Here is a 17,907-nt window from a genome sequence, read left to right as displayed (position 1 = left end):
GCCATGGAAGAAGGCCTGCGCTTCGCCATCCGTGAGGGCGGCAAGACCGTCGGCGCCGGCGTCGTGGCAAAGATCATTGCCTGATTTGTGAGGTTTGATGGAGGGGTATAGCTCAATTGGCAGAGCGTCGGTCTCCAAAACCGAAGGTTGTAGGTTCGATTCCTACTGCCCCTGCCACCTGATGGTTGATGTGTATCAGCGCTGAGGGTGGTTTGAAGAGTTAAAAAGCAAGCCCGCCGGGAGTCAAAACTCCAGGTGGGCTTAAGCGTCTGAAAAGGCGCCCGAAGATTGAACAGGAAATCCGCCGACCATGGCCACTTCTCAAGTTGAAACCGTCAGTACCAGCGCCGACAAGGCCAAGCTGGGCGCGGCCGTTGCTCTGGTGCTGGCTTCGTTGGCGGGGTTTTACCTGCTGGCCAAACAAGGCCAGGTGGTTCAGTGGGGCGCCCTGATCCTTGGGCTGGTGGCGGCCGTGGCGGTGTTCATGCTGTCCGAGCCGGGCAAACAATTCGTGGCTTTCGGCCGCGATTCCTGGCGTGAAGTCAGGAAAGTTGTCTGGCCTGCCCGCAGGGAGGCCATTCAGATGACGGCCTATGTGTTTGGTTTTGTGGTGATCATGGCGCTCTTTTTGTGGTTTACGGACAAGACGCTCGAGTGGGTGTTTTACGACCTGATCCTGGGATGGAAACGATAATGAGCGATCTGAATGGCACGGTAGTCAGCGAAGTGGCGGCGGGTACGTCCCTCACGCCGACGCCAGGCATGCAGTGGTATGTCGTCCATGCCTATTCCGGCATGGAAAAAGCGGTCGAACGCAATATCGTCGAGCGCATCAACCGCGCGGGCATGCAGTCCAAGTTCGGTCGCTTCCTGGTGCCCACCGAAGAAGTGGTCGAAATCAAGAACGGCCAGAAAAAGACGACGGAACGTCGCTTTTTCCCGGGTTACGTTCTGGTCGAAATGGTCATGGACGATGAAACCTGGCACCTGGTGAAGCACACCAACAAGGTGACCGGTTTTGTCGGCGGAGCCAAGAACCGCCCGGCGCCCATCTCTGAAGAAGACGTCCAGAAGATCGTCAGCCAGATGCAGGTCGGCACCGAGAAGCCTCGCCACAAGGTGGAGTTCGAGGCGGGCGAGTATGTGCGCGTCAAGGACGGCCCCTTCACCGACTTCAATGGCACGGTGGAAGAGGTCAACTACGACAAGAACAAGGTGCGTGTGTCGGTCACGATTTTTGGCCGCGCCACGCCTGTGGAACTGGAATTCAGCCAGATCGAAAAAACGTAATTTCGGTCCGGCAAGTCATTTCGCGTCTTGCAACTCGGCGCGAAACGGTCCCCAGGGACTGTTTTTGAGTTGTGTAACCCCCGGGGAGCCCGGGCCTGCCTTGACGGCGGCGCCCAGGCGTTATGACCCGCAAGGAGAAAAGTATGGCGAAAAAAATCGTCGGCTTCATCAAGCTGCAAGTACCAGCTGGTAAAGCCAATCCGTCCCCCCCGATAGGCCCTGCGCTCGGTCAGCGCGGCCTGAACATCATGGAATTCTGCAAGGCATTCAATGCGCAGACCCAAGGTGTCGAGCCAGGTCTGCCGCTGCCTGTGGTAATCACGGCATTTGCCGACAAGAGTTTCACCTTCGTGATCAAGACGCCTCCCGCCGGCGTGCTGATCAAAAAGGCCATCAAGCTCGACAAGGGTTCGTCCACGCCGCACACGGTGAAGGTTGGCAAGATTTCCCGCGCACAGCTTGAAGAAATTGCCAAGACCAAAATGAAAGACATGACGGCTGCAGACCTCGACGCTGCAGTTCGCACGATTGCCGGTACGGCCCGCTCCATGGGCGTGTCGGTGGAGGGTGTTGTATGAGCAAGCTGACCAAACGCCAAAAAACCATTGGCAACAAGATCGACAGCAACAAGCTGTACACCTTGCCCGAGGCCCTGGGTCTTGTGAAAGAGTTCGCCGTCGCCAAGTTCGATGAATCCATCGATGTGGCTGTGCAGCTCGGCATCGACGCCAAGAAATCCGACCAGGTCGTTCGCGGCGCGGTTGTGCTGCCCAACGGCACCGGCAAGACCAAGCGAGTGGCCGTGTTTGCACAAGGCGCCAAGGCTGAAGAAGCCAAGGCCGCCGGTGCCGACATCGTCGGCATGGACGATCTGGCCGCCGAAATCAAGGCCGGCAAGATGGACTTCGACGTAGTGATCGCTTCCCCCGATGCCATGCGCATCGTGGGTACCCTGGGCCAAGTGCTCGGCCCCCGCGGCCTGATGCCCAACCCCAAGGTCGGCACTGTGACGCCTGACGTCGCCACCGCCGTCAAGAACGCGAAAGCCGGTCAGGTCCAGTTCCGCGTCGACAAGGCCGGTATCGTGCACGGCACCATCGGCCGCCGCTCGTTCGACACGGACAAGCTTCAGGGCAACCTGGCCGCGCTGATCGACGCGCTGCAAAAAGCCAAGCCGGCTTCGAGCAAGGGTGTGTATTTGAAGAAAGTGGCGGTTTCGTCCACGATGGGTGTGGGCGTTCGCGTCGACACGCAAACCATCGCAGCGTAATCGCGAAAATTTGGGCGGCCCCGCAAGGGTTGCCCGATGTGGTGGGCTGCCGGGGTTCGTTCCGGCAGGTCATCCAAGACCGTTGGCGCGGCAGGCTTTTGGGCTCGCCGCTTAATCGAAAGACAGCCAACGCAGATGGCGGTCCCGCTGCTTGAATGGTTTTGCAAAGAATCTGAAAACAGTTGGTCGCTGAACATGAGCGTGTTGAAGGGCTGAAGGCCGGCGCAAGCCGGCCGGAACCCGACGGCACATTTTTAAGGAGTAGACCTTGAGTCTCAACCGCAGTGAGAAACAAGCCGTCATTGATGAAGTGACCGGCCTCGCCGCTAAAGCTCAAACGCTCGTGATGGCGGAATACCGTGGTATCACGGTCGCCGACATGACCCGTCTGCGCAGCCAAGCCCGCGACAAAGGCGTGACCCTGAGTGTTCTGAAGAACACCCTGGCTCGCCGTGCCGTGGCCGGTAGCGCATTCGAAGTCGTGTCCGACCAGATGACCGGTCCGCTGATCTACGGCTTTTCCACAGATGCAGTAGCTGCCGCGAAAGTGGTGTCTGACTTCGCCAAGACCAACGACAAGTTGGTCATTCGCGGTGGTGCATTCGGTGGCAAGACCCTGGACGTGAACGGCGTGAAGCAACTGGCCAACATCCCTTCCAAGGAAGTGTTGCTGGCCCAGGTGTGTGGCTTGCTGATGTCGCCCATGTCGCGTACGGCCGTTGTGCTGGGCGCCCTGGCCGCGAAAAAGGGTGGCGGCGCAGCCGAAGCCCCCGCAGCAGCTGAACCTGTAGCAGCGTAATTACCCAACTTTTTTAGGAAATCAAAATGGCATTCGATAAAGACGCATTTCTGACCGCGCTGGATAGCATGACGGTCCTCGAACTCAACGACCTGGTGAAAGCCATCGAAGAGAAATTTGGCGTGAGCGCAGCCGCCATGGCTGCTCCCGCTGCCGGCGGCGGCGGTGGCGGCGGTGCAGCTGCTGCTGAAGAGAAGACCGACTTCAACGTCGTGCTGCTCGAAGCTGGCGCGAACAAGGTGTCGGTCATCAAGGCCGTGCGCGAAATCACCGGTCTGGGCCTGAAAGAAGCCAAGGACCTGGTGGACGGCGCTCCGAAGAACGTCAAGGAAGGCGCTCCCAAGGCCGACGCAGAAGCCGCCAAGAAGAAGCTCGAAGAAGCCGGCGCGAAAGTCGAACTCAAGTAATTCTTGGTGTTCGAGAAGGCTGGAAGACCGTAGTCGGGCTTCCAGCCTTTCGTGCTTCAAGGAGCACACTGAAAAGAGGATTTAAACCGTCCTTTTTTCAGTTTTCTTCGAAAACTGGCGGGCCTGCAGCCTGCCCAGTGTTTTGTAGAAACACTGGAAAAATGATTGATATCAGTCCTTTTTCCAGTGTTTTCTGACCCCGACTGCAGAAAACGCCTTGGTTCGGGTGACGTGCAATGCGTCGCCGTCCGCCATGGTTGGTAGTGGCCAACCACCAAGCTGCCTGAATACGTGGTGTATTCGGGCACGAGAGTCGCCAGAGCCCATCAACGCGGAGAACTCATGGCCTATTCCTACACCGAACGTAAACGCATCCGCAAAAGCTTCGGCAACCGCGAAAGCGTGTTGACTGTTCCCTATTTGCTGCAAATGCAGAAAGACGCGTACACAGCGTTCCTGCAAGCCGACCGTGCGCCCCAGAAGCGCACCATCGAAGGCCTGCAGGCAGCGTTTGACAACGCATTCCCCATCGTCTCGCACAATGGTTTTGTCGAGATGAAATTCATCGAGTACAACCTGGCCAAGCCCGCCTTCGACGTGCGCGAGTGCCAGACCCGTGGACTCACCTTCGCCTCGGCCGTGCGCGCCAAGGTGCAGCTGATCATTTACGACCGCGAATCTTCCACGTCGCAGTCCAAGGTGGTCAAGGAAGTGAAAGAGCAGGAAGTCTACATGGGCGAAGTGCCCCTGATGACCGACAAGGGCTCCTTCGTGATCAACGGGACCGAACGCGTGATCGTGTCCCAGCTGCATCGCTCGCCCGGCGTGTTCTTCGAGCATGACAAGGGCAAGACCCACAGCTCGGGCAAACTGCTGTTTTCCGCCCGCATCATCCCTTACCGCGGCTCCTGGCTCGACTTCGAATTCGACCCGAAGGACGTGCTGTATTTCCGCGTCGACCGCCGCCGCAAGATGCCGGTCACCATCCTGCTCAAGGCCATCGGCCTGAACCCGGAATCCATCCTCGCGAACTTCTTCGTGTTCGACAACTTCCGCCTGATGGACAGCGGCGCGCAGATGGAGTTTGTCGCCGAGCGCATGCGCGGTGAAGTGGCGCGTTTCGACATCACCGACAAGAACGGCAAGGTCGTGGTCGCGAAAGACAAGCGCATCACGGTTCGCCACACGCGTGAACTCGAGCAAAGCAACACCACCACCATCAGCGTTCCGGAAGACTTCCTGGTCGGCCGCGTGGTCGCCAAGAACATCGTTGACGCCGAAACCGGTGAAATCATCGCCAAGGCCAATGACGAACTGACCGAAGTGCTGCTCAAGAAGCTGCGCGCGGCCGGCGTGCAGGACCTGCAGGTGTTGTACACCAATGAACTCGATCAGGGCGCGTACATCTCGCAAACCCTGCGCGCCGATGAAACGGCCGACGAGTTCGCCGCCCGTGTCGCCATCTACCGCATGATGCGCCCCGGCGAACCGCCGACGGAAGACGCGGTGCAGGCCCTGTTCCAGCGCCTGTTCTACAACCCGGACACCTACGACCTCTCGCGCGTGGGCCGCATGAAGTTCAACGCCCGCGTCGGCCGCGATTCTTCCACCGGCCCCATGGTCATGACCAACGAGGACATCCTCGCCGTGGTCAAGATCCTGGTCGATCTGCGCAATGGCAATGGCGAAGTCGATGACATCGACCACCTCGGCAACCGCCGCGTGCGTTGCGTCGGCGAACTGGCCGAGAACCAGTACCGCACCGGCCTGGCACGTATCGAAAAAGCCGTGAAGGAGCGTCTGGGTCAGGCTGAGCAAGAGCCCTTGATGCCGCACGACCTGATCAACAGCAAGCCGATCTCCGCTGCCCTGAAGGAATTCTTCGGCGCATCGCAGCTGTCGCAGTTCATGGACCAGACCAACCCGCTGTCCGAGATCACCCACAAGCGCCGTGTTTCGGCCCTTGGCCCGGGCGGTTTGACCCGCGAACGCGCAGGTTTCGAAGTGCGCGACGTGCACGTGACTCATTACGGCCGCGTCTGCCCGATTGAAACGCCTGAAGGACCGAACATCGGCCTGATCAACTCGCTGGCCCTGTACGCCCGCCTTAACGAGTACGGTTTCATCGAAACCCCGTACCGCCGTGTGGTGGACAGCAAGATCACCGACCAGATCGACTACCTGTCGGCTATCGAGGAAGGCAAGTACGTGATCGCCCAGGCCAATGCGGCGCTGGACGAATCCGGCAAGCTGACCGGCGACCTGGTGTCCGCCCGTGAAAACGGCGAATCCGTGCTGGTCGGCGCTGAGCGCATCCAGTACATGGACGTGTCGCCCGCGCAGATCGTCTCGGTCGCCGCATCGTTGGTGCCCTTCCTGGAGCACGATGACGCCAACCGCGCGCTGATGGGCGCCAACATGCAGCGCCAGGCCGTGCCGGTTCTGCGTCCCGAGAAGGCCTTCGTCGGCACCGGCATCGAGCGCGTTTCCGCGGTCGACTCCGGCACCGTGGTGACGGCCAATCGCGGCGGCGTGGTGGACTACGTCGATGCCACCCGCATCGTGGTGCGCGTCAATGACGCGGAAGCCCTGGCCGGCGAAGTCGGCGTGGACATCTACAACCTGATCAAGTATCAGCGTTCCAACCAGAACACCAACATCCACCAGCGCCCCATCGTCAAGATGGGCGACAAGCTGGCCAAGGGTGACGTGATCGCTGACGGCGCATCGACGGACATCGGCGAGCTGGCCCTGGGCCAGAATATGCTGGTGGCTTTCATGCCCTGGAACGGCTACAACTTCGAGGATTCGATCCTGATCTCCGAGCGCGTGGTGGCCGAAGACCGCTACACCTCGATCCACATCGAAGAACTCGTGGTGATGGCCCGCGACACCAAGCTAGGTTCCGAAGAAATTACGCGCGACATCCCGAACCTGTCCGAACAGCAGCTCAACCGCCTCGACGAGTCCGGCATTATTTATGTCGGCGCCGAAGTCCAGCCGGGCGACACGCTGGTCGGCAAGGTCACGCCCAAGGGCGAGACCACGCTGACGCCGGAAGAAAAACTGTTGCGCGCCATCTTCGGCGAAAAAGCCAGCGACGTGAAAGACACCTCGCTGCGCGTGAGCCAGGGCTCGCAGGGCACCGTGATCGACGTGCAGGTCTTCACCCGTGAAGGCATCGTCCGCGACAAGCGTGCCCAGCAGATCATCGACGACGAACTCAAGCGCTTCCGCCTGGACCTGAACGACCAGCTGCGCATCGTCGAGGCCGACGCGTTCGACCGTATCGAAAAGCTGCTCGTCGGCAAGGTCGCCAACGGCGGCCCGAAAAAGCTCGCCAAGGGCAGCAAGATCGACAAGGCCTACCTGGCCGACGTCGAGAAGTACCACTGGTTCGACATCCGCCCGGCGGACGACGAAGTGGCTTCGCAGCTGGAAAGCGTCAAGAACGCCATGGAGCAGACGCGCCACAGCTTCGACCTGGCTTTTGAGGAAAAGCGCAAGAAGCTCACGCAGGGCGACGAACTGCCGGCCGGCGTGCTCAAGATGGTCAAGGTGTACCTGGCCGTCAAGCGCCGCCTGCAACCCGGCGACAAGATGGCCGGCCGCCACGGCAACAAGGGTGTGGTGTCCAAGATCGTTCCGGTCGAAGACATGCCCTACATGGCCGACGGCACGCCGTGCGACATCGTGCTGAACCCCCTGGGCGTGCCTTCGCGCATGAACGTGGGCCAGGTGCTGGAAGTCCACCTGGGCTGGGCCGCCAAGGGCCTGGGCCAGCGTATCGGCGACATGCTGCAGGCCGAGGCCAAAGTAGCCGAGCTGCGCAAGTTCATGGAAACGCTGTACAACAAGTCGGGCCGTGGTGAAGACCTGGCCAAATTGTCGGATACCGACGTGCTCGAGATGGCTGGCAACCTGGCCAGCGGCGTACCCTTCGCGACGCCGGTGTTCGATGGCGCTTCGGAAGAAGACATCATGACCATGCTCAAGCTGGCTTACCCGGACGACATCGCCAAGGCCAAGGGCCTGACGGCGACGCGCACCCAGGCTCAGCTGTACGACGGCCGCACGGGCGACCAGTTCGAGCGCACCACGACGGTGGGCTACATGCACGTCCTGAAGCTGCACCACCTGGTGGACGACAAGATGCACGCCCGCTCGACCGGCCCCTACAGCCTGGTCACGCAGCAGCCCCTTGGCGGCAAGGCGCAGTTCGGTGGACAGCGTTTCGGCGAGATGGAGGTCTGGGCGCTGGAAGCCTACGGCGCTTCCTACACGCTGCAGGAAATGCTCACCGTCAAGTCCGACGACGTGCAAGGCCGTACCAAGGTGTACGAGAGCATCGTCAAGGGCGAGCACGCGATCACGGCGGGCATGCCCGAGTCGTTCAACGTGCTGGTCAAGGAAATTCGTTCGCTCGGTATCGACATCGAGCTGGAACGCAGCTAATTCAACAGGAAAGAAAAGGATTTAACTCATGAAATCGTTACTCGACCTGTTCAAGCAATTCACGCCGGATGAGCATTTCGATGCCATCAAGATCGGCATGGCCTCGCCCGAGAAGATCCGTTCGTGGTCTTTCGGCGAAGTCAAGAAGCCTGAAACCATCAACTACCGCACCTTCAAGCCCGAGCGCGACGGTCTTTTTTGCGCCAAGATCTTTGGCCCCATCAAGGACTACGAATGCCTGTGCGGCAAGTACAAGCGCCTCAAGCACCGCGGTGTCATCTGCGAGAAGTGCGGCGTTGAAGTCACGCAGACCAAGGTCCGCCGCGAGCGCATGGGTCACATCGACCTGGCCGCGCCGTGCGCGCACATCTGGTTCCTGAAATCGCTGCCGTCGCGCCTGGGCCTGGTGCTCGACATGACGCTGCGCGACATCGAACGCGTACTGTACTTTGAAGCATACGTGGTGACCGATCCCGGCATGACCCCGCTGAAGAAATTCAGCATCATGTCGGAAGACGACTACGACGCCAAGCGAAAGGAATACGGTGACGAGTACACCGCCAAGATGGGCGCCGAAGGCATCAAGGACCTGCTCGAAGGGCTGGACCTGGATGTCGAAATCGAGAAGCTGCGCAACGACCTGACCGGTTCCGAAATCAAGATCAAGAAAAACGCCAAGCGCTTGAAATTGATGGAAGCGTTCAAGAAGTCCGGCATCAAGCCGGGCTGGATGGTGCTCGACGTGCTGCCAGTGCTGCCGCCGGACCTGCGTCCGCTGGTGCCGCTGGACGGCGGCCGCTTCGCGACCTCCGATCTGAACGACCTGTATCGGCGCGTCATCAACCGCAACAGCCGCCTGCGCCGCCTGCTGGAGCTGAAGGCCCCTGAAATCATCGCGCGCAACGAAAAGCGCATGCTGCAGGAAGCCGTCGACTCGCTGCTGGACAACGGCCGCCGCGGCAAGGCCATGACGGGCGCCAACAAGCGTGCGCTGAAGTCGCTGGCCGACATGATCAAGGGCAAGTCGGGCCGTTTCCGCCAGAACTTGCTGGGCAAACGCGTCGACTACTCCGGCCGTTCCGTGATTACCGTGGGCCCGACGCTCAAGCTGCACCAGTGCGGCCTGCCCAAGCTGATGGCGCTGGAACTGTTCAAGCCTTTCATCTTCGCGCAGCTCGAGTCGCGCGGCATCGCCACGACCATCAAGGCGGCGAAGAAGGAAGTCGAATCCGGCACCCCGGTGGTCTGGGACATCCTGGAAGAGGTCATCAAGGAACACCCCGTGATGCTGAACCGTGCGCCTACGCTGCACCGTTTGGGCATCCAGGCTTTTGAGCCCATCCTGATCGAAGGCAAGGCCATCCAGCTGCACCCGCTCGTCTGCTCGGCCTTCAACGCCGACTTCGACGGTGACCAGATGGCCGTCCACGTACCGCTGTCGGTGGAAGCGCAGATGGAAGCCCGCACCCTGATGCTGGCTTCGAACAACATCCTGTTCCCCGCCAACGGCGAGCCCTCCATCGTTCCTTCGCAGGACGTTGTGCTGGGCCTGTACTACACGACCCGGGACCGCACCAACGGCAAGGGCGAAGGCCTGGTGTTCTCGGACACCGGTGAAGTCCGCCGCGCTTTCGACGCGGGCGAACTCGACCTGAACGCCCGCATCAGCGTGCGCCTGACCGAGTACACCAAGGACAAGGCCACCGGCGAGTTCGTGCCTTCGACCAAGCTGTGGGAAACCACCGGCGGCCGTGCACTGCTCTCCGAAATCCTGCCCAAGGGCCTGCCTTTCTCCAACATCAACAAGGCGTTGAAGAAGAAGGAAATCTCCAAGCTCATCAACGTGTCTTTCCGCAAATGCGGATTGAAAGAGACCGTGGTGTTCGCCGACAAGCTGCTGCAGTCGGGCTTCCGCCTGGCGACCAAGGCCGGTATCTCGATCTGCATCGACGACATGCTGATCCCCAAGGAAAAGCCCGCCATCATTGCGCGCGCCCAGAAGGAAGTCAAAGAGATCGAGCAGCAGTATGTCTCGGGCCTGGTGACCTCCGGCGAGCGTTACAACAAGGTGGTGGACATCTGGGGCAAGTCCGGCGACGAAGTGTCCAAGGTGATGATGTCTCAGCTCTCGAAAGAGAAGGTCATCGACCGCAACGGCAAGGAAGTCGAGCAGGAGTCCTTCAACTCCATCTACATGATGGCCGACTCGGGCGCCCGCGGTTCCGCGGCGCAGATTCGCCAGGTGGCCGGTATGCGCGGCCTGATGGCCAAGCCTGACGGCTCGATCATCGAAACGCCGATCACCGCCAACTTCCGCGAAGGCCTGAACGTGCTGGAGTACTTCATCTCCACCCACGGTGCCCGTAAGGGTCTGGCCGACACGGCGCTGAAAACCGCCAACTCCGGCTACCTCACGCGCCGCCTGTGCGACGTGGTGCAGGACCTTGTCGTGACCGAAGAGGACTGCGGCACCCAGGAAGGCTCGCTGATGCGCGCCATCGTCGAGGGCGGTGAAGTCATCGAGTCGCTGCGCGACCGTATCCTCGGCCGTACCTCGGTCGAAGACGTGCTGCACCCCGAGAACCGCTCGGTTCTGGTCAAGGCCGGCGTCATGCTGGACGAAGACCTGATCGAAGAACTCGAAGCAGCCGGCGTGGACGAAGTCAAGGTGCGCACCGCGCTGACCTGCGAAACCCGCTTCGGCCTGTGCGCCAAGTGCTACGGCCGCGATCTGGGCCGTGGCGGCCTGATCAACATCGGCGAGGCGGTCGGTATCATCGCCGCCCAGTCGATCGGCGAGCCCGGCACCCAGCTGACGATGCGGACCTTCCACATCGGCGGCGCCGCGTCGCGCGCGGCCATTGCTTCCAGCGTCGAGGCCAAGTCCAACGGCGTGATCGGTTTCAATGCGCCCATGCGTTATGTGACCAACAGCAAGGGCGAGCTGGTCGTGATCGCCCGCTCCGGCGAAATCGTCATCCATGACGAGCACGGCCGCGAGCGTGAACGCCACAAGGTGCCTTATGGCGCCACGCTGACCGTCAAGGCCGACCAGACCATCAAGGCCGGCGCCATCCTGGCCAACTGGGATCCGCTGACGCGCCCCATCATTACCGAGTTCGCCGGCAAGGTGGCCTTCGAGAATGTGGAAGAAGGCGTGACGGTTGCCAAGCAGGTTGACGATGTGACGGGCCTGTCCACCCTGGTGGTGATCGACCCGAAACGCCGCGGTGCCACGAAAGTGATCCGTCCGCAGGTCAAGCTGATCGACGCCGCCGGCCACGAAGTCAAGATCCCCGGTACCGACCACTCGGTGACCATCGGTTTCCAGGTGGGCGCGCTGGTTCAGGTGCGCGACGGCCAGGACGTGGGTCCCGGCGAGGTGCTGGCCCGTATCCCCATCGAAGGCCAGAAGACCCGCGACATTACCGGCGGTCTGCCGCGTGTGGCCGAGTTGTTCGAAGCCCGTACGCCGAAAGACAAGGGCACGCTGGCCGAGATGACCGGTACCGTGTCCTTCGGCAAGGAGACCAAGGGCAAGGTTCGCCTGCAGATCACCGATCCCGACGGCAAGGTCTGGGAAGACCTGGTCCCCAAGGAAAAGAACATCCTGGTGCACGAAGGCCAGGTGGTCAACAAGGGCGAATCGATTGTGGACGGCCCCGCCGACCCGCAAGACATCCTGCGCCTCCTGGGCATGGAAGAGCTGGCCCGCTACATCGTCGACGAAGTGCAGGACGTTTACCGCCTGCAGGGCGTGAAGATCAACGACAAGCACATCGAAGTGATTGTTCGCCAGATGCTGCGCCGCGTGGTCGTTGAAAACGTCGGCGATTCCAGCTACATTGCCGGCGAACAGGTCGAGCGTTCCGCCATGCTGGACAGCAACGACGCCCTGCGCGCCGAAGGCAAGGTCCCGGCCACCTACAGCAACCTGCTGCTCGGTATCACCAAGGCTTCGCTGTCGACCGATTCGTTCATCTCCGCGGCTTCCTTCCAGGAAACCACCCGCGTGCTCACCGAGGCTGCCATCATGGGCAAGCGCGACGAGCTGCGCGGCCTCAAAGAGAACGTGATCGTCGGCCGACTGATCCCTGCCGGCACCGGCATGGCTTACCACGAGGCACGCAAGGCCAAGGACCAGATGGACGACGCCGAGCGCCGTGCCATCGCCGAAGCCGAAGCCGCCGAACTGGAAGCAATGCCCGCCGCGGCTGAAACCGGTGGCGACAGCGCCGCTTCCGAGTAAGCCCGCTGGCAAGCTCACGGCGCCCTGAAAGGCGCCAGGCCCCACACCCTGTAAAGGTGTGGGGCTTTTTTTTGGGCGCTTGCGGTGCGGCCGCCACACTGGGAGGACGGCCGGCTTGCCGATCCGGCCCAAAAGCAGTTAACCTCGCGGCAGCCTTCTGGCTTGCTCGCCTGTTTCCCGGCTTACGGAATTCCCCGCACCAAGGAGCCCCATGTCCCTCAGTACGCTTGTCGCCATCGTCGTGTTTGCCCTGCTGGTTTTCTGGGCTGTGGGCGCCTACAACCGGCTGGTGCGGCACAAAAACATCATTGCCAATGCCTTCGGCCAGATCGACGTGCAGCTCAAGCGCCGCTACGACCTGATTCCCAACCTGGTGGAAGCCGCCAAGAAATACCTTCAGCACGAGCAAAGCACGCTGGAGGCCGTGATGCTGGCGCGCAACCAGGCGCGCAGCGCCAGCGATGCGGTGCGCAGCCGGCCCGCCAACGCCGGCGCCGTGACCGCACTGGCCGCCGCCGAGCAATCGCTCGAAGGCAGCCTGGGACGCCTCTTCGCCGTGGCCGAGGCCTATCCGGAACTCAAGGCCGACCAGACGATTCGCGAACTCAGCGAAGAACTCACGAGCACCGAAAACAAGGTCGGTTTCGCGCGCCAGGCCTATAACGACGCCGTGCTCGACTACAACAATGCGCAGGGCCAGTTCCCGGCCGTGTTGATTGCGCGCACTTTTGGCTTCGCGCCCTCGGCCATGCTGCGCGCGACCGAGAATGATGCCGAGCGGCAGGCCGTACGTATTCAGATGTGACGACCCCCACGCTTCTCACTTCGAGCCTGCGGCGCGCTGCCCCTTTCCCTGGGTATGGGGCCGCTGCGCCTGCGCCCCGGCAAAGCCGGTTCCACGGCCCCGGCTGGTTGAGGTCATCCGGAATTTTCTCCAATCGCGCTGAAGTATTGAGGTATGAGATGCCTCAAGGAAACACGAATGCGTTTTTTTGAACGGCAGGAAACCGCCCGCGCCCAGACCCTGCGGCTGTTGCTGCTCTTCGCCTTGACCCTGGTGGCATTGTTGCTGGGCGTCAATGGCGCGTTGGCATTGGCCTGGCGGCTGGTGACGCCGGGCTTTAGCGGTTACCCGGCCTACTTCTTCAGCGTCAACACCTCGGTGACCCTGCTGTTTGTGCTGGGTGGCTGGTGGCTGGAGACCTCCGCCCTCAGCAGCGGCGGCGAAGCACTGGCGCGCCGCGTGGGCGCACGTGAGGCCTGGCCCGCCAGCCGGGAGGCCGAACACAAGCTCTGCAACATCGTGGACGAACTGGCCATTGCCGCCAGCATGAAGCCGCCCCTGGCCATGGTACTGCCGCGCATTGATGCGATCAATGCCTTCGCCGCGGGCTGGGGCGAGGACGACGCCGTCATCGCCGTCACGCAGGGCGCGCTCGACAAGCTCACGCGCGACGAACTGCAAGGACTGGTGGCCCACGAACTGAGCCACCTGCGCGAAGGCGACACGCGTCTGAACATGCGGCTGGCGGGCATGGTGGTCGGGCTGGAGATGATTTTCAACCTGGGCCGCAGCATGTGCAGCGCCGACCAGAACGGCCAGCGCTCTTTCCTCGCTTTGCCCGGCTTTCCCATTCTGGTCAGCGGCTCGCTGGGCTGGCTGGCGGGGCGCGCGCTCAAGGCGGCGATCTCGCGCCAACGCGAGTTCCTGGCCGATGCGCGTGCCGTGCAGTTCACGCGCAGCCGCGAAGGCCTGGGCGGCGTGCTGCGCAAGGTGGCCGGCGAGGAAGAGCAGGGGATGGCGCCCGCGCGCAGTCTGCACCCGGCGGTGCAGCACATGCTGCTGGTCGATGCCAGCGACAGGGGGCGCTGGTTTGCCAGCCACCCGCCGCTTGTCGAGCGCATTTTCGAGATCTACGGCAGGCCCATGGCGGCTCTGTCCACGCAAGATGGACTGGCGACGAGGCCCGATGCGATTTTTTGACTGCAAGGCCACCAGCAATGAACAGGTTCTAAGCACATCACCAATGGTTCGAATACCGGCGTGACGGCACGCAGCAAAGTACTGGATACTCCCTATTGGGTGCCGCAGGCATCGCGTTAAATTGTCAGCTGAACATGCAAGCGGCGTTTGAACACGCCAGGAGAAAACCCCCATGAGAATCCCACAACTCGCCAGGCTCACCTTGCCGCTGCTTTGTGTTGCACTCAGCCCCCTGGCCCAGGCGCAAAGCAAGGAAGCGCTTTACACCAGGAGCCTGGCAGCTACCTGCGCCAACTGCCACGGCACCAATGGCAAGGTGGTCGAAGGTTCCACTGTCACCTCGTTGGCCGGCCTCGACAAGGGCTACATCGTCGCGCAGATGAACGCCTTCAAGACCGGCGCGCGGCCGGCCACCGTGATGCACCAGATCAGCAAGGGCTTTAACGACGCGCAGATCGAGGCGCTGGCCGGCTACTTTGCAGCGCAAAAGAAGTAAGGACGAAAGAACACCATGAACACCTTTCTTCAATCCTCTTCCGCCTCCCTGGGCAGCTTCAAGCGCCGCTCCTTCCTGCAGTCCACGGCCGCCCTGGGCTTGCTGGGCCTGGCCGGCTGCGCCAGCACCGCCGTTCCATCCAAAGCCAAGGTCGTGGTGATAGGCGGCGGCTACGGCGGCGCCACCGCCGCCAAATATGTGCGGCTGCTGTCCGACTATCAGATCGACGTGGTGCTGATCGAGCCGCAGGACGCTTTTATCTCCTGCCCCATCTCCAACCTCGTGCTCAGTGGAGGCAAGCAGATTGCCGACATCACCAGTCCCTACGCAAGCCTGTCGCGAGCCCATGGCATTACCGTGGTGAAGGACTATGCCAGCGCCATAGACACCGCGAAGAAAACCGTCACGCTGGCCCGCGGCGCCACCATCGCCTACGACAAATTGGTGGTCTCGCCCGGCGTGGAGCTGATGTTCGGCAGCATAGAAGGCCTCAAAGAAGCCAATGCCGCCGGTCAGGTGCTGCAGGCCTGGAAGGCCGGTGCCGAAACTGTGGCGCTGCGCCGCCAGCTCGAAGCCATGCCCGACGGCGGCGTCTACGCCATCACGATTCCCGAAGCGCCTTACCGCTGCCCGCCCGGCCCCTACGAACGCGCCTCGGTCATCGCTGGCTACTTCAAGGCCGCCAAGCCGCGCAGCAAGGTGCTGATCCTGGACGCGAATCCCGACGTCACCTCCAAAGGCCCGCTGTTCAAAAAGGTCTGGGCCGAGCAGTACAAGGGCATTGTTGAATACCGCGGCCAGCACAAGGCCACGGCGGTGGACGCCAAGGCCGGCATCATCAGGTTCGACGTACAGGACGACGTCAAGGCCCATGTGCTCAATGTGCTGCCCGCGATGCGCGCCGGCACCATCGCCGTGCAGGCGGGGCTGAACAACCAGGCCAACAACCGCTGGTGCGGCGTCAACTACCTGACGTTTGAATCGACCGCCGCCAAGGACGTGCACGTGCTCGGCGACTCCATCCAGGTGGCGCCGGCCATGCCCAAGAGCGGGCACATGGCCAACAACCATGGCAAGGTGGCCGCCGCCGCCATCGTGGCCCAGCTCTCAGGCTGGGACGTGAACCCGGCGCCCATGCTGACCAACACCTGCTACAGCTTTGTGGATAACAAGAACGTGATCCACGTGGCCAGCGTGCATGAATACGTGGCCGCCGAAAAAACCTTCAAGGCCGTCGCCGGCTCGGGCGGCGTCAGCACCGGGCCCACCGAGCTTGAAGGCATCTACGCGCTGAACTGGGCCAGCAATATCTGGGCTGATACCCTGGCCTGAGCGCCTCGTCGGAGCGGTCAGGTCACCCACGGCGAGGCTGGTCTAATACAGTGATTCGCCGTTCACCCCTGAGCGGTTTGGCGGCGGGCTTCTCGGAAGTCCGCCTTTACGGAACCGATGCAAGACAACCCGACCCAAGTTCCCCTGTGGCGCCAGCTCCAGGGGGCTGCCTCCCTGCTGATGGCCGTGCGCGACGGCCAGTCCATGACCGCTGCGCTGGAAGACATTGACGCCGCGCTGCGGCCCGGCGTGCAGTCCCTGGGCTTTCACACGCTGCGCTGGCTGGGCCGCGCCGAGGCCTTGCGCCAGCAGCTGGCCCGCCGCCCGCCGCCGCCCGAGGCCGACGCCCTGCTGTGCGTGGCGCTGGCCTTGATCTGGACGGAGGAGGGCGCGCCCTATACCGCGCACACACTGGTGGATCAGGCTGTTGAGGCCGCCAAGCGCGGTGACGCCACCCAGCACCAGGCCAACTTTATCAATGGCTGCCTGCGCCGCTTCCTGCGCGAGCGCGACGAACTTGTTGCGCGTACCGAAAAAAGCCCGCAAGCCGTCTGGAACCACCCGCAGTGGTGGATAGACCGTGTGCGCAAGGACCATCCCGGGCAGTGGCAGGCCGTCCTGCAGGCCAACAACAGCCGCGCGCCGCTGATCCTGCGCGTCAATGAGCGCCAAACGACGCAGGCCGGCTACCTGCAGGCGCTGGCGTCGGCCGGGATAGACGCCTCGCCGGTGGGCCGGCAAGGTGTGGTCCTGGCCGCGGCGCGCCCCGTGCCCAGCCTGCCCGGCTTTGCCGAAGGCCATTTTTCGGTGCAGGATGCCGCCGCGCAGCTGGCGGCGCCTTTGCTGCTGCAGGAACTGATCCAACCGGGCGAGGGCGGTGCCCGGCTCAATATCCTCGACGCCTGCGCTGCCCCGGGCGGCAAAACCGCCCACCTGCTGGAACTGGCCGATTGCGAGGTGACCGCGCTGGACATTGACCCCCGCCGCTGCCAGCGCGTGGGGCAAAACCTGCTGCGCCTGGGCCTGCAGGCCCAGGTCCGCGTGGGCGACGCAGGCCAGCCGGACGGCTGGTGGGACGGCCGGCTTTACGACGGCATTTTGCTGGATGCCCCCTGCACCGCCTCCGGCATCGTGCGGCGCCACCCCGACGTGCGCTGGCTGCGCCGACCCACGGACGTCGCCCAGTTGGCCGCCATCCAGGCCAAGCTGCTCCAGACGCTCTGGCCCTTGCTCAAACCCGGCGGGCGCCTGTTGTACTGCACTTGCTCGGTTTTTCTCGCAGAAGGCGACAAGCAGATACAAACGTTTCTTACGCACCACACCGATGCCCTATTAAGGCCCTCGCCGGGGCATTTGCTCCCGCAAAGTGGCGTGGAAGCGACGGTCTTCCCGGACAATTTGATGCGTGAGCACGACGGTTTTTATTACGCACTCCTTGAAAAAAGCGACCACTGACTGTTGGCGGCCGGGGCATACCGTCGCGCGCTGGCTGCTGGGAGCTTGCCTGTGCTTTTTGCTGGCCTGGGGGGGCGCGCCCCCCCCCGCCCCCCCGAAAACCCCCCGAAGCGGGGGGCGCGGCGGAGGCCGCGGGGCCCAGGGCGCCCAGGTGCCTTTTGGCCATGCAC

General features: G+C 62.5%; 13 protein-coding genes, 1 tRNA gene and 1 pseudogene. All 15 read left to right on the top strand.

Translation table 11 applies throughout. The features are described from left to right. A pseudogene (locus tag ACEN8I_RS23565) lies at positions 1–84 on the top strand (elongation factor Tu); the annotation flags it as partial. A gap of 17 nt (positions 85–101) precedes the next feature. Further along, positions 102–177 (top strand) — tRNA-Trp (locus ACEN8I_RS23560). 133 nt (positions 178–310) lie between these two features. Then, positions 311–694: a preprotein translocase subunit SecE gene (gene secE, locus ACEN8I_RS23555; protein WP_413331071.1), complete on the top strand. Its 384-nt coding sequence runs from the start codon at positions 311–313 to the stop codon at positions 692–694. A gap of 68 nt (positions 695–762) precedes the next feature. Further along, a complete protein-coding gene (gene nusG, locus ACEN8I_RS23550) occupies positions 763–1,290 on the top strand; it encodes a transcription termination/antitermination protein NusG (RefSeq protein ID WP_369751959.1) in 528 nt (175 codons plus the stop codon). Between the two features lie 143 nt (positions 1,291–1,433). Further along, positions 1,434–1,868 (top strand): 50S ribosomal protein L11, encoded by a 435-nt coding sequence (rplK, locus tag ACEN8I_RS23545; protein WP_007871338.1) that lies wholly within the window; start codon positions 1,434–1,436, stop codon positions 1,866–1,868. Beyond that, entirely contained in the window at positions 1,865–2,560 is a 696-nt protein-coding gene (gene rplA / locus ACEN8I_RS23540; RefSeq protein ID WP_413331070.1) for a 50S ribosomal protein L1, read from the top strand. Before rplK ends, rplA begins: the two co-directional genes overlap by 4 nt. Before the next feature lie 268 nt (positions 2,561–2,828). Next, positions 2,829–3,359 carry a 50S ribosomal protein L10 gene (rplJ, locus tag ACEN8I_RS23535; RefSeq protein ID WP_413331069.1) on the top strand — a complete coding sequence of 177 codons (531 nt, stop codon included), beginning with the start codon at positions 2,829–2,831 and terminating at the stop codon, positions 3,357–3,359. Positions 3,360–3,385: 26 nt separating this feature from the next. Continuing rightward, positions 3,386–3,766, top strand: a complete 381-nt coding sequence (rplL, locus tag ACEN8I_RS23530; RefSeq protein ID WP_007871345.1) for a 50S ribosomal protein L7/L12 — start codon at positions 3,386–3,388, stop codon at positions 3,764–3,766. Positions 3,767–4,108: 342 nt separating this feature from the next. After that, positions 4,109–8,221 carry a DNA-directed RNA polymerase subunit beta gene (gene rpoB, locus ACEN8I_RS23525; RefSeq protein WP_007871348.1) on the top strand — a complete coding sequence of 1,371 codons (4,113 nt, stop codon included), beginning with the start codon at positions 4,109–4,111 and terminating at the stop codon, positions 8,219–8,221. Positions 8,222–8,249: 28 nt separating this feature from the next. Beyond that, entirely contained in the window at positions 8,250–12,470 is a 4,221-nt protein-coding gene (gene rpoC / locus ACEN8I_RS23520) for a DNA-directed RNA polymerase subunit beta' (RefSeq protein WP_413331068.1), read from the top strand. 211 nt (positions 12,471–12,681) lie between these two features. Then, positions 12,682–13,275, top strand: a complete 594-nt coding sequence (locus ACEN8I_RS23515) for a LemA family protein (RefSeq protein ID WP_413331067.1) — start codon at positions 12,682–12,684, stop codon at positions 13,273–13,275. Positions 13,276–13,452: 177 nt separating this feature from the next. After that, positions 13,453–14,454, top strand: coding sequence for a M48 family metalloprotease (locus tag ACEN8I_RS23510; protein WP_413331066.1), 1,002 nt, complete (start codon positions 13,453–13,455; stop codon positions 14,452–14,454). A 172-nt stretch (positions 14,455–14,626) separates the two neighbouring features. Next, positions 14,627–14,950, top strand: a complete 324-nt coding sequence (locus tag ACEN8I_RS23505) for a c-type cytochrome (RefSeq protein WP_413331065.1) — start codon at positions 14,627–14,629, stop codon at positions 14,948–14,950. A 15-nt stretch (positions 14,951–14,965) separates the two neighbouring features. Then, positions 14,966–16,282, top strand: a complete 1,317-nt coding sequence (locus ACEN8I_RS23500; protein WP_413331064.1) for an FCSD flavin-binding domain-containing protein — start codon at positions 14,966–14,968, stop codon at positions 16,280–16,282. 117 nt (positions 16,283–16,399) lie between these two features. Further along, entirely contained in the window at positions 16,400–17,737 is a 1,338-nt protein-coding gene (gene rsmB, locus ACEN8I_RS23495) for a 16S rRNA (cytosine(967)-C(5))-methyltransferase RsmB (RefSeq protein ID WP_413331063.1), read from the top strand. Positions 17,738–17,907 lie beyond the last annotated feature (170 nt).

This window comes from Polaromonas sp. CT11-55 (genome assembly GCF_047303325.1).
GTDB lineage: Bacteria > Pseudomonadota > Gammaproteobacteria > Burkholderiales > Burkholderiaceae_C > Polaromonas.
This window is presented reverse-complemented; position numbering and strand designations above follow the sequence as displayed.

Coding starts and splice junctions, on each gene's coding strand:
- rplA (WP_413331070.1), top strand. CDS start 1,865: ATGAGCAAGCTGACCAAACGCCAAAAAACCATTGGCAACAAGATCGAC.
- nusG (WP_369751959.1), top strand. CDS start 763: ATGCAGTGGTATGTCGTCCATGCCTATTCCGGCATGGAAAAAGCGGTC.
- rsmB (WP_413331063.1), top strand. CDS start 16,400: ATGCAAGACAACCCGACCCAAGTTCCCCTGTGGCGCCAGCTCCAGGGG.
- rpoC (WP_413331068.1), top strand. CDS start 8,250: ATGAAATCGTTACTCGACCTGTTCAAGCAATTCACGCCGGATGAGCAT.
- rplK (WP_007871338.1), top strand. CDS start 1,434: ATGGCGAAAAAAATCGTCGGCTTCATCAAGCTGCAAGTACCAGCTGGT.
- rpoB (WP_007871348.1), top strand. CDS start 4,109: ATGGCCTATTCCTACACCGAACGTAAACGCATCCGCAAAAGCTTCGGC.
- secE (WP_413331071.1), top strand. CDS start 311: ATGGCCACTTCTCAAGTTGAAACCGTCAGTACCAGCGCCGACAAGGCC.
- rplL (WP_007871345.1), top strand. CDS start 3,386: ATGGCATTCGATAAAGACGCATTTCTGACCGCGCTGGATAGCATGACG.
- ACEN8I_RS23505 (WP_413331065.1), top strand. CDS start 14,627: ATGAGAATCCCACAACTCGCCAGGCTCACCTTGCCGCTGCTTTGTGTT.
- ACEN8I_RS23510 (WP_413331066.1), top strand. CDS start 13,453: ATGCGTTTTTTTGAACGGCAGGAAACCGCCCGCGCCCAGACCCTGCGG.
- ACEN8I_RS23500 (WP_413331064.1), top strand. CDS start 14,966: ATGAACACCTTTCTTCAATCCTCTTCCGCCTCCCTGGGCAGCTTCAAG.
- ACEN8I_RS23515 (WP_413331067.1), top strand. CDS start 12,682: ATGTCCCTCAGTACGCTTGTCGCCATCGTCGTGTTTGCCCTGCTGGTT.